At 48.0% G+C, this 12,356-nt stretch carries 13 protein-coding genes; 4 read left to right on the forward strand and 9 right to left on the reverse strand.

Features of this window, described 5'->3' with window-relative positions; genetic code table 11:
- Positions 1–118: endonuclease (locus tag ABYK60_RS17365; protein ID WP_372873273.1), on the forward strand; the 118-nt coding region annotated here is incomplete at its 5' end.
- A 212-nt stretch (positions 119–330) separates the two neighbouring features.
- Here the strand turns inward: ABYK60_RS17365 and ABYK60_RS17370 are convergent.
- The 7 genes from ABYK60_RS17370 to ABYK60_RS17400 form a co-directional block, all read right to left on the reverse strand.
- Positions 331–885: a DUF805 domain-containing protein gene (locus tag ABYK60_RS17370; protein ID WP_372873262.1), complete on the reverse strand. Its 555-nt coding sequence runs from the start codon at positions 883–885 to the stop codon at positions 331–333.
- A gap of 799 nt (positions 886–1,684) precedes the next feature.
- The gene (locus tag ABYK60_RS17375) at positions 1,685–2,407 is read right to left on the reverse strand and encodes an NYN domain-containing protein (RefSeq protein WP_372873263.1); all 723 of its coding nucleotides are present in this window, start codon (positions 2,405–2,407) and stop codon (positions 1,685–1,687) included.
- Positions 2,408–2,568: 161 nt separating this feature from the next.
- Positions 2,569–3,150, reverse strand: coding sequence for an SOS response-associated peptidase (locus ABYK60_RS17380; protein ID WP_372873264.1), 582 nt, complete (start codon positions 3,148–3,150; stop codon positions 2,569–2,571).
- A gap of 155 nt (positions 3,151–3,305) precedes the next feature.
- Positions 3,306–5,042, reverse strand: a complete 1,737-nt coding sequence (locus ABYK60_RS17385; protein ID WP_372873265.1) for an ATP-dependent endonuclease — start codon at positions 5,040–5,042, stop codon at positions 3,306–3,308.
- Between the two features lie 192 nt (positions 5,043–5,234).
- Positions 5,235–5,924: a hypothetical protein gene (locus ABYK60_RS17390; protein WP_372873266.1), complete on the reverse strand. Its 690-nt coding sequence runs from the start codon at positions 5,922–5,924 to the stop codon at positions 5,235–5,237.
- Positions 5,925–6,050: 126 nt separating this feature from the next.
- The gene (locus tag ABYK60_RS17395; RefSeq protein ID WP_372873267.1) at positions 6,051–6,356 is read right to left on the reverse strand and encodes a hypothetical protein; all 306 of its coding nucleotides are present in this window, start codon (positions 6,354–6,356) and stop codon (positions 6,051–6,053) included.
- A 990-nt stretch (positions 6,357–7,346) separates the two neighbouring features.
- On the reverse strand, positions 7,347–7,757 hold the full coding sequence (locus ABYK60_RS17400; RefSeq protein WP_372873268.1) for a hypothetical protein: 411 nt from the start codon (positions 7,755–7,757) through the stop codon (positions 7,347–7,349).
- A gap of 446 nt (positions 7,758–8,203) precedes the next feature.
- Between ABYK60_RS17400 and ABYK60_RS17405 the strand changes: the two genes are divergently transcribed.
- The gene (locus ABYK60_RS17405) at positions 8,204–8,455 is read left to right on the forward strand and encodes a YfhL family 4Fe-4S dicluster ferredoxin (protein WP_011759118.1); all 252 of its coding nucleotides are present in this window, start codon (positions 8,204–8,206) and stop codon (positions 8,453–8,455) included.
- Positions 8,456–8,527: 72 nt separating this feature from the next.
- On the opposite strand, the gene ABYK60_RS17410 is transcribed toward ABYK60_RS17405, so the two are convergent.
- Entirely contained in the window at positions 8,528–9,061 is a 534-nt protein-coding gene (locus ABYK60_RS17410) for an SCP2 domain-containing protein (protein WP_372873269.1), read from the reverse strand.
- A 140-nt stretch (positions 9,062–9,201) separates the two neighbouring features.
- On the opposite strand from ABYK60_RS17410, the gene ABYK60_RS17415 reads away from it, so the two are divergent.
- Positions 9,202–10,203, forward strand: coding sequence for a peptidase U32 family protein (locus ABYK60_RS17415; protein ID WP_372873270.1), 1,002 nt, complete (start codon positions 9,202–9,204; stop codon positions 10,201–10,203).
- Positions 10,204–10,227: 24 nt separating this feature from the next.
- The gene (locus tag ABYK60_RS17420; RefSeq protein WP_372873271.1) at positions 10,228–11,079 is read left to right on the forward strand and encodes a U32 family peptidase; all 852 of its coding nucleotides are present in this window, start codon (positions 10,228–10,230) and stop codon (positions 11,077–11,079) included.
- Positions 11,080–11,091: 12 nt separating this feature from the next.
- Here the strand turns inward: ABYK60_RS17420 and ABYK60_RS17425 are convergent, their stop codons facing one another.
- Positions 11,092–11,766 carry a DUF998 domain-containing protein gene (locus ABYK60_RS17425; RefSeq protein ID WP_372873272.1) on the reverse strand — a complete coding sequence of 225 codons (675 nt, stop codon included), beginning with the start codon at positions 11,764–11,766 and terminating at the stop codon, positions 11,092–11,094.
- Positions 11,767–12,356: the final 590 nt, after the last annotated feature.

Genomic DNA, 12,356 nt, shown 5'->3' on the forward strand with positions numbered 1-12,356 from the left:
GGTCAGCGACTGGGAACGTCGCCGCAATAACCGGGTGTACGAGTGGCAGCACAACCGCAACCCCTTTATCGATAATCCGGATTGGGCGAACACCCTGTTCAGCAGCAGCTGTAACTGACACATCAGAATTACCTGAAACACATAAAAAAGCCCCGTTAACGGGGCTTTTTCATTACTGGTTTAACTCTTGAACCTTAACGTGAACCATGGCCAAGTCTTTACATCAAGGCCCATATTGTGAACGGTTACAAAACCGATGCAGCGAGTGTCAAAGTCATTTCCCAATCCGCCTATCCCAGCTTACTCTACAACCTTACTCATACCACTGCTTCAGCTTGAGCTCGCATCAACTGAATCGAGGTCTTTCGTTGGATAAGTCAGCAAATAAAGCAGCACCAGAATGCCTGCCACCGGAACCAAGCTGATAAGCTGCCACCAGGGGCTGAGTCCGGCATCACGCAAACGGCGAGTGCAGGCCGCCAGCCACGGCAGTAACACTGCCAGTGAAGCAATCTGCAACGGCAGCGTTCCAAGAACTTCGCTGAGCAGCTTTGCGAAAGCCAAAAATATGACCACACCGAGCGCAAACCACCAGAAGTCGGCTCGCGGCGTAATGCCAGTAAATTCCAGGCCAGCAATAACACCTTCACGCATCGCCTTGAGGGCCGTTTGCCCGGGCTTAGTCTCAGAGCTGCCAACCAACAAACTCTCGGCTGGCACCTCAAGACTGGCTGCCAGTGCCCGCAATGACTCATTTGATATCTTAGCCCCGGATTCAAGGCGTTGGATGGTGCGCAAATTCAGCCCGCTGACGGTGGCCAATTGCTCCTGCGACCACTGACGGGCAAGGCGCAGCTCTCGAAGTCGGGTACTGTTTACATGCATGATTAAGGCGTCTCCCTGAGGTCTTTGTTAGCCACTATTATGCGACCAAACAGCACTATACAGTGACGACAGCACCACGACATGAATACGGCGTCAATCCGACTTCTTGCTTTCTGGCTGATTAGGTCGTGGTGATTGGCTATCTAACTAACTGTTCAGATGTGAAAACTTCTCAGGCAAACCAAACCACTATCCAGTTCAGCTTTTCATCAGTTCAGCTTTTCAACGACTCTGCATTTGGGGTACGAGGAACATCCCCAGAACTGTTCGGCGTTGTCGTCAACGATAGCGGTGGTATGCCAGTCCTGATTTGTGTTCACTGACGGGGCAGTTTATCACCCCCTGATGTGAAGTCGCTTTGCAAGCGACATAACCTCGTGGAGCTTCGCCCCACACCCGACCAAGAGGGGATCTACAGCAATCCCTCTTGGATCTCCCCTGCCGCCCGCGACGAAGCGGACAACCCCTTGTGCATTGCCGCTCTTATGCTGGCGCGTCAGACGCTCATCCCTGATTCGACAGACGTTGCCACGGCATCCATGCCGAGGCCACGCAACGATCGCCAATGCCCAGCGGCCGCTTCAAGCGGAATTGGTGCAACCCTCAGCCAAAGTGTTTTGGGTGTCCTGACTCTTTTTACTTGGGCAATAAAATTCATTGCCCACACGTGCCAACGCAGCCCACAATCAAAGTCTAATAAAGACAATAGCTTGGATGGAATACTTCGGCATCTAAATGCTTAAGGTCCTGACTATGTGGCTGTCCTGTCTTTTCGCCAAAGTCACTTGTTAGCTGTAAATTATACACGGATCTCGACTATTCTATTCTCACCAGTCTCGAGTGTTTCTGATTTGATGTAACCTTTTTTCTCCATGTCTTTTATAAGTTTCATGAAGGTTTTGTATTCCGTATTAGTTACGCGAAAACTTGGGTCAATAGCCTTCATCTTGTCATTAGCAACGGATACATTATTTGGCAGCTTACTTTGATTCATATTTCGTACAGCTTGAACAAATAGCCTTTCGATCTTACTAGCAATCTTGGGTGTTGTTTCTGGACAAAAGTCTTCCAGGAAAAGAAGGTTATCGAATGATTTTGTGAGGATTGCACGATCTTTATCGGATTTTTTGCAGACTAGCCATACTTCTTTGCCGAATTTCCTGAGTTTATCAGCAACAACCGTAAAATCAGCGTCGCTAGTCATAAAACAATAGCGATCAATTCTCGGATTATCTAAATATAAAGTTTCAAATGCATCTAGGCTTAGAAGCAAGTCTGCTCGGTTTTTCTCATTTCCGATTTTAGGCGTATCAATGATATTAAAGTTATGTTCTAGGATCTGACTTTTGAGAGTTTTCTTTGCAGCATTTTGGTTGCCATACGCTGACTTTATCGCAAATATACAATTGTAATCCTCATCTGTACTTAAGAATGAATTCATTACATCCTCTAGCACGAATTCAGATGAGGCGACATTCTCCATGTCAATGTAGACAGCGATGTTTAAATTTTGTTTTCGCATGTTTCTCCATTCTATGTGTTTGCAGCTAACATTTTAATAGTGCGACCTTTCAAGAGTCTCCAAGCTTACAAGCTTGCCTGCTTTGCAAGATAGCCTTTTTTCCAAGTCTCTAACCAGCTTGGTAACAAGTTACAGAACTATTAGCTGTACTAAAAGCCGCCTCAGTGCTGTGCTTCCACCAAAATCCCCAAGCTGTGCTCGTTTTGCAGCAGTGGCTGAAGCTGTTCTGGCGTAGAACAGAACCAGAAATCGATGTTGTCTGGGTCGATAAACAGCGGCATGCGGTTGTGGTACGGGGCGCAGCTGAGTATCGGGGCAGTGGTAAGGGTCACCAACTTAGCTCCGGTGGGTTCGTTGAATACCAGCCCGGCCATCAGCAGCGGCTTGTTGTTAGCGGCGCTGAAGAGGTACTTAACCTTTCTACCTTTTTCTCTACCGTCAGTGCCTTGCTCCTGACGCCACTCGTACCAGCCTGAGCAGGGCACCAGGCATCTGTGTTCGGCAAAGGCGCGTTTGAAGGTCGGCTTTTGCATCACCGTTTCAGCCTGTGCATTGATAAGGATCTGCTTCGCCCAGGCTGGCTTAATGCCCCAAGCCGTATCCAGCTGCTTAAGCGAGCCTTGTTCATGCACCAGAGTCGCAACTGTCTGTGTCGGGCGTAAATCGCTATTGTCGCTGGCGTGAAAGTCCAGCCCAAGGGTCTCACTCAACCACTGGCATAAAGGATCGGCTATTACATTCATCCTGCCACACATAGGTCACGCCCCCCATGTTGTCTTTCAAATGAAGCATACGCCTACTTTCGAGCCCGCATATACAGGAACTCGACAGGGCGACAAGTCCCTTGACTTGGTGTAATAAATTTTAACGGAATGCCACAGTCACTTGTTATAAGAATTTATTCGAGCCACTCAACCAACTGGTGCACACCAATAAAGTCAGCACAAGCCTGCTCTAGACCAACTTCAGGATTCTCAGCATTAGCCTTAAACCTAGCCCATTCATGCTCATTTTTTGCTCTCAAGCCAAGGTGAGCTTCAATAGTCCCTAACTTCCAAAGCCAGATATTCCTCGCTTGCAGTTTATTGTGCAGAGAATTTATCGCATCATGACTTCGCATATCTTGAGCCATCACTGCACAATGTTTTGCATTGGGCAAGTCACCGCGCATCTCAATAACATTGTCATCATGTAAGCTTCGCAACAGATCCCTCAAAACAACTAAGTCCTCATCATCTTGCTCAATGTAGTTGTTATGTATTGCGCCTTTGAAAACATAATCTAAGTCAACAATAGCTTTCGAAGGAAGATCCATTTCATGCAATATGCTCATCGTTTTGCCGATATTATCTACAGAGCCAGTTTCGATTAGTGCTGCGTTATTTTGACCGAGAGTTTTCCCTTTGAGCTGTTTGTACAAGAATGGGAGCAATCTTAGCTCTGTCTTTCCCTCGGTGAGAACAACTTCATTTGCAAATAAGATCTGTGTTGATTGACTTAAAGCGAACAAGTGGCCTGCTTGTGCTTCTGCATTTGGAACAGCTCTTTCCAAGGCATCTCTCAAAGGTGTTCTGATATGTGTTCCTTGAGCATGAGTTTTGCGAACGAATAAAGTATGCTGGGCGCGTTCAGCAGTAATCATTTGAGCCGAGTGAGTGCTAAAAAGTACTTGATATCCATTTTGCGACAACACATGTAGAGCTTCACGGACTTGTTCTATAGCAAAAGGGTGTAAATACAATTCTGGTTCATCTATCAACAACAGCGTTGTTGTTGGTGATTCAGCATTCTTCTTGATTTCAGCAAGGTGTTGTATGAGTGCCATCTGCACCGAACGTTGAGCACCATGACCATAAGAAGTAACGTCTCTTCCTTCAGCATCGTTTTCATACACCTTCACTGTACCTGCATTGAAAATTTCATTAAAGTCGGGAACATCAAAGTGAAGTTTTAAACTAATACCAGGAAATAGACTCTCTACCTTTTCGTTTATTGAATCATCAATTTCCGTCAATTCATCCAAGCGCCGATTTCCGTCTGCACCCATTCTGCGGCTAACTGCATTTAAGTGCCTGTTAACAACAGAAGCATGGTTTTCTGCTAATGAGGTACTAAGTTCTTTTAATAACTTCCCAATAGTAGAAGTACTTTTGGCCTTTCCCGCATCTTCAGCGGCATTCTCCATAGCTCCAACCTTAATAGGCTCCGGAAACAATGATTTGATAGCATTCCAAATACCTCTTGGGTTTCGAGCATATTGCCCTCTTTCGAAATTGAAAATTTCGAGATTAATTTCTGTTTTTTTGGTTGCATGAGCCAGCTGAGTTCTTTTTATTCTAACCACACCATTTTCGATATATGGTCTAAGTGGTTCTCGATGCTCCTCATTTAGACGTTGCAGTACGTCTTCGGTGACGCCAACAACTTCACCTTCAATAATAATAGGTAGATTGACATCATTGTAATCACTTTCAGCTAACAGCTTATCTTTTACCAGCCACTCCAGAGCACCAAGAATGTTCGATTTACCAACATTGTTGTAACCGACTAAAGGAGTGTATGGCGTCAAAACTACTGTCAATTCTTTACAAGATTTGTAATTCTGAATTTCTATTTTTTTTATATAGTGAGACATATTATTACCTTACCAACTGAATTCTTATAACGCCAAATTAAGGTGTGAGGCACGCAATACGATGCTCCCGTATACCACCTTAATCACTAAAACCAACGCATAGTAAAAATGCCACGCGTGCCGAATCACTCTCAAATTGTTTGCTAGGTATTTAATTGGTTGATTTTTAGAGCAATGTAGTACGACTTCACTTTAAGTTTTATAGTATTTCTCAGTCAACTCTTGTAAATTCCTACAAATTGCTAAGAGCTCAACGAACTTATCGTTGTAGTAACTTAACTTTGGTTTAGAACCGACTACTCCCGCAATTGTTACAACTGAACCTTTGCTTCTGTGTAAACTAACTTCGATTAAGCTGCACCGCTTGAGCTTATAAATGCATTCAAGATATTCGGCTTCCACTCCAGAGCTAAAAAAAGACATACTGTCTATTTCTTTAATCAGGTTTACGACAAGCCATTCTCTCACTGCGTCATCGTAAGTCCAAGCTCCCGCCATAACTAGCTCCGCAGGACCCGGGCAGCCTTTCGAATATAACCCTGTCCGTTCAGCCCAAGCTATGACAGCCTCATCAGTTGGGATTTCTCCATATTTTCGTCCCTCCATTGCAGGTTGAAAAAACATAGAGATCAAGCGAGACAGGTGGTCTGTTGTCTTGTTAACCAATGCTGACACACGCTTTCTTCTGCGCACCTCAGGAATATGGATAGTTAGTAAGTAAAATATAAAGGCTGAAATATACGAAAGAGATAGGTTAACTACAACATCGGTTAACTTTTGGCCATAAGGTGCAATGTAATCAGGTGTTTTAGCAAACACTATTTCCAAGAAGAAAATTAGAAGTGCTGATGTTATAGCCAAACATGATAAAACAATCTTCATCCTGATATTTGTACTCCAGATTATTGATAAATACCTAACGCCTTACTAATGGGCGCATAAATGCTTGGCTAAAATTAGCGACGAAGGAGCGCAAGCCAAGCGTTTTGCGTCCTTTTGAGTAACTTGTTATATGGCCCTTGCTACATTTGTGAATTTTGTATTATTTAGTACTTCCTCAAACTCAGCTTTTGATATTTCTTTTTCTTCACCAACTAGTTCGAATTTACCTTCAGACAAAAAGCCGTACTCATCTTCGATATGCGTTTCGCTATAGAACAACGCATTTCCCGAGGCGAAAACTTGAATTACTTTTGAAACGTATTCATCTTCACCGACTTCAAAATACCAATCAGAAGTTCCCCAGTGATCTAACTTGTCACCTGTTGATTCATCCCAATGGTAAAAATAATACTTGTGCATTTCCCTAGCCATATAACATTTCTATAGTGTGCCAACTCGCTTATCACCTCGGACCAGTGAAAAGCGTGCCGGAGATTTCCCGACTATTCTTCGGGTTAGCGGATTTTGTCCATATCAATTAACAAGCAAAGTGTGCTGGCACACTTTGCGCCATTTAACGGCCTGTTATCTAAACCCAGTCCTCACGTAATACTTTGATTTAGATAAATTCAGGGCTTTTCATCTGAGCAAATCGTGCCAATAAACGGAGTAAACCGTGCTTGGCTTTTGACCATTCTCAATAACACTTCAGTTAAAACAGGTCAGTACAGGCACTACATTCAATTTGAAGCTCCACCTGTAAGTCCACCTTTGAAGCCGCTTTGGCCTTCAGACCAAGTGCCACTTGAGGCACCGCCATAACATCTACGGGGTAAGCTACCGCCACTGGCACTGGCTACCAGACAGCACTTGATACCTGATTTTGTCCGTTCTAACTCATAGAAATCCAAGCACTAACAATGCATTAGCAGCTAAGCCATATGCAAAGCTATCGCAGGAGGGGATGTGGGTCTGTGATGGGGGTCGAAAGACGGGCGCATCCCTGCTGCAATTGCTGCCAGTGGCTAATGGTCGAATGCCTATAGCTAATCACCAAAGAATTCGACATTGAGCCAACCATCAACGCTACCAATGCGCCTGCTTGAGCGCATTGTATGCAATCCATTGTTTGTTATTGCCTGAGCCAATTTATCCCAATACCACTGGTAAGACAAGCGTACTGGCTTGTCAAAAGTCAAAACAAAACAACACGCTAATTCAATGACATAAATAGCGAAAAACGCTATCGGGACACCACAAAATCTGAACTTAACCTTCACGGCAATGGGATACAGCCAAACAGCTGCAATGGCACTCCGCAATAGCCCTTCATAAGCCATGCGCACAGTGGGCAACTAAGCCCCCATATCAGCCGTAGCATGCACTGATGGGAGCATGTCTTCTGTGACTGGCAACCTTGAGCTAGCGCGTGCCACTTAATTTATTCAATTCAGCCTGAGTCATCTCCCTGACAAATTCACAGCTGCCATCATCAAGGTATTTCCCACACTTGAAAAACTTGTTGTTCCACAGGATTTTTTCCGGATTCCATACCCGTTTATTGTTAAACACCAATGGGGATGGCAACTCATCGGTTTTAGCACCAATTTTCCGGCTGGTCGGTTTTTTGGACTCTGTTAATTTATCCAGTTCTGCCTTGGCAGCCATATACCTGGCCCTGGCCTCCAAATATTCCTCCTCTGCCCGCTGAGTCTTTAACTCCAGCTCATAAACTTTGACCTTAAGCCTATCCACTTCTTCAGGGGAATCTGCGGTTACGGCCCAGGACAGGCTGACAAGAATCGCCAAGAACATGCCAATCAAGAGTTTCATCTATCACCTCACTAAGCCCACGCAGGCATCAGGATTAAAGACAAGCTAAGGCAATCACACCGACGCACAGCCAGCTGTCATTCGCTAATGTTCCCATGGCTTTATTGTGCCCCAGCTGCAGTTCACCTTTACTTAACCAAGTTAACAGTTTGGACATTTGCAGGCTGATATTCATTGCAACAGTAAGTACATCAGGCATCCGTTTTAATGTGCACAATGTCGGCTGTGACAGCAGACAGGCCCCAGCATTCGATGGGCAGGCTCAATCAATCAGTGATATACTCCCCGCCCTGGGGCTAAGCTCTGATTTATTCATGTCATGGCAGCATGGCGCTATACGTTAAGGTCACGGCGCTATACGTTAAGCCCAACTGACAGCAAGCCCAGCGGTTTTATCAGGTTACCCACCGCCAGCGGCGGTAATATTTTTGAGGTTTTTCAAGGCTATGGCCTTAATCATTGACGACAGCTGCATTAACTGCGACATGTGCGAACCCGAGTGCCCGAATCAGGCGATTGCCATGGGTGCCGAGATTTATGAAATCGATCCGGATCGCTGCACCGAATGCGTAGGCCATTACGACAAGCCTACCTGTGTGTCAGTGTGCCCGATTAACTGCATCGACCCGGATCCGGCGCACCCTGAAAGCCAGGACGAACTGCTGATAAAATACGCCCGTCTCACCGGTAAGCTGTAACTCGCTTAAGCGGCATCAGAATACGAAAAAGGCGCTGACTATCAGCGCCTTTTTCTTTTAAGCCTTCAGTGATTATGCCCAGGTGGGCTCGGCATGACGCTCCAGCGCCTGCAGGGCGCGGGCGAGCTGCGACAATGTCGTCGTCACAGGTGATGGCAAACGCTCCAAATCGATAGCCAGCAGCAGGTTTTTCACCAGCAAACCAAGCTCGGTGTCGCCTTCAATGGTGAGTTTGCGCTGGAAAAACAGGGTGTCGGGATCTTCCTTACCGGCTGCAATCAACAGTAGCTCGCGGGAATCGGCACTGAAGCGCACCCCAGTTGGCTGGTCGCCCGCCTCACGCACACACAGGCGGCCGGTATCAAAGCTGACATCAAACGCCAGCCCCAGATCCCGCACGTCGATGCCAACCCAGCGGCCCTCAAGAAAGTCCAGTTCACCGTCTTCGGCTTCCCGGGCAAGCAACATATTCAGTCCGGGGCGGATCAGTGCAGCTTTGGCAGTAAAAGGCACCTTGGATAAGGGCAGGCGCACCATTTTTGGGGCATATTCCAGCACATCTTTGGCAATCTGTGGCACCAGCCGGGCGGCTAAGGGGAAAGGCATCGGGTTTCCTCTGGGAAGCGAATAAACATCCGAGCAGTCTAGCCTGCTTTTAATTCCCGGCTCTTGTTTTACATCAATTCCCCGCAAGGCAAACATGGGTACACTTCCGGCGATTTTTATTCTTTGAAGAGAGTCACACTATGGAACTCCTGTGTCCGGCCGGAAACCTTGCTTCACTGAAGGTTGCGTTAAACGCCGGGGCCGATGCCATTTACCTTGGATTAAAAGACGACACCAATGCCCGCTCCTTTGCCGGGCTGAATTTCACTCCGGAACGTCTGAAAGAAGCCCGCGCCCTGACCCGCGCCGCCGGTAAAAAGCTGTATCTCACCCTCAATACCTTTCCCAAACCGGGTGAAGAACAGCGCTGGTATTCTGCCGTGGACCTGGCCGCAGAGCTGGGTGCCGATGCTCTTATCGTTGCCGATATTTCGCTTTTGGATTACGCCAACAGCCGTTATCCCGGACTGCCACTGCACCTGTCGGTACAGGCCAGCGCCACCAACCTCGGAGCGCTCAGTCTGTATAAAGACGCCTTTAACGTCGAGCGGGTGGTACTGCCGCGGGTATTGTCGATGAAACAGGTGCGTGACCTTGCGCAAACCACACCGGTAGATTTGGAAGTATTTGCCTTTGGCAGCCTGTGCATCATGGCCGAGGGGCGCTGTCATCTGTCGTCTTATGTCACCGGTCAGTCGCCCAATACCGGTGGCTCCTGCTCACCGGCGCAGCATGTGCGCTGGCAGGAATCTGGCTCCGACCGCCTGACCCGCCTCAATGAAGTGCTTATCGACAAGTCAGCCGCCAATGAGCAGATGGGCTATCCGGTGGTGTGCAAGGGCCGCTTTATCGCTGAGGATAGCGATACCCCTGAATACCTGCTGGAGTCTCCCACCAGTCTCAATACCTTAAGCCTGCTGCCTGAGCTGGCCCGCGCTGACATAGTGTCGCTGAAAATCGAAGGCCGCCAGCGCAGCCCGGCTTACGTCGAGCAGGTAACCCGGGTATGGCGCGCCGCCATAGACACCTATATGCGCAACCCGGATGCCTATCATGTCCAGGCCGATTGGGACAGGGCGCTGGGTAAGGTATCAGAAGGTCAGGTCACCACCCTGGGCGCCTACGAGCGCCGCTGGCAGTAAGTAATAACAGCAGGAAAACAGCATATGAAAACGAGTTTAGGCCCCCTGCTCTACTGCTGGGAAAAGGCAAAAGTGCAGGATTTTTATGCCAATGTTGCCAAAAGTGACATTGAGCTGGTGTATCTGGGTGAAGCGGTATGCAGCCGCAGACGCGAACTGAAAAATGCCGATTACCTTGAGATTGCCGCCAACCTTAAAGCCAACGGCAAACAGGTGGTACTGACCAGCCTGGCGCTGATTGAAGCCGCCGGTGAACTCAGTGAGCTTAAAAAACTGGTCAACAATGGCGAATTTATGATTGAAGCCAATGATATGGCTGCGGTGGGCTTTGCCCGTGAGGCGGGAGTGCCCTTTGTCTGTGGCCCACATATCAACCTCTATAATGCCGCCACCATCCAGAAATTGGCTGACTGGGGCATGCAGCGGTTCGTGATGCCGATAGAGCTTTCAAAAGACTGGCTTGGCAAGGTGCTTAGCCAGCTTGATGGCAAACCAAACCGCCCCCAGGTGGAAGTGCTGGGCTATGGCCATCTGCCACTGGCCCACTCGGCCCGCTGCTTTACCGCCCGCCACAAGGGGCTTGCCAAAGATGGCTGCCAAACCATTTGCCGCGAAAACAGCAAGGGGCTTCTGGTGCAAACTCAGGAATCGCAGCCACTGCTGCGGCTTAACGGCATTCAGACCCAGTCGGCGGCCTGTGTCAATCTGGCCGGACAATGGCACGAAATGGAAAACATGGGTGTGGATTGGTTCAGGATTTCGCCACTATCAACCAGCTTACCCCAGCTGGATACCAGTGCCGCAGTCAAGCAGGATGAGTGCGACGGCTATTGGTTCGGTGAAGCCGGTTTTAACCGCACATCAGCCAGCCGCTGAGACCCTGGAAACTCAATCGGGGCAGCGCAGCAACTCAGCTTGCCACAGTAACATACTGATTAAGCTGCCCCACTCCAATACCGCTGGCCACCAAAGCCCGGGTCTGGGAAAGGGGGGATAAATTTCTTCATAAAATGCCCGGTTAAACGGCAATGTTTCCAGGGCAAGATGGGGCAACACCAAAAAGGCGCTGACAAAAAGCACCGTAATGGAACAAAAGGCTAAAGCAGACTTGCTTTGAGGTTTAGTGGGACGCAAAGCCAACCACAACCAGTAGCCCATAGAACTGGCCAGAGCAAAGTAAAAATACCACTGTAATGCGGCCGTATGCAGATGATACACATTGGAGGGAAACAGCCCTACAATGGCCAGCAACAACCAGGCTGCGGCCAGCAACAACCAGATAGCCACACCAAAACCGGGCACACTTCTGAGCCCCTGCAGGCAAGAAAGGCTCAGCAGCAAACCACCGAAAAACAATCCACCGTTGGCGACAACGGCCAGCGATGAGCTGCCATATGTCCCCAATTCAGACAGGCTGTGATTGACAGGGCTGAACAACTCGCCCAAATATGCTTGATAAGCCAGTACCGCGCCAAGCAAGCTGCCGCAAATCAACAGGGTGCCAACAGCAAACATCTGCCTGGCGAGCCTGAACGTATTCCCATTGGCATTATTCAGCCGCATCTCCCTTCGCCATGCCGGGTGAGAGCCTTCATATGCGCCTGTGTCGTCAGGTTCATAAGGCTCTTACGAAAAATTCTTTCTTACCATACAGATAAACTGTGATTTTTACAGTACGCTGATTGCAATTTTCCAGTCGATACCAATACCACCGCCCCTTGCATTTCATGTCACCAACGTCATACCCCAGATCACCTGCGCCAGTCACGGGACAAACCCAATCCTTAAATTTTCTATGGGACTGTTGATTGGCCGGAGCAACACTGAAATCCGCTGTCGTGCTCATCAGGCAGGTTTGGTGAAAAGTGCTTTCGGCCAGAAAATTCGCCACCGGCCGATGCCAACTTCTTCACCCCACAGCGCACAACCAATCGGCAACCATCCCGCCACAGCCCAACACCAAAGAATTAACATTATATTAATCAGTAATTTATTTAGTGCCGTTTTGAAAAGTTGGCGTTAAGCTATATCCAGTCAATTCCGGTCAATAACTATGCTTTGGGTCAAACTTGAGCAATCTGGTCCGTGAATCGTTTTACAGCGCCGCCCGTTGGGAGTAATCTTGCCCCTCGTCGATTTTCGACCTGCATGGA

This window comes from Shewanella sp. (genome assembly GCF_041630135.1).
Lineage (GTDB): Bacteria > Pseudomonadota > Gammaproteobacteria > Enterobacterales > Shewanellaceae > Shewanella.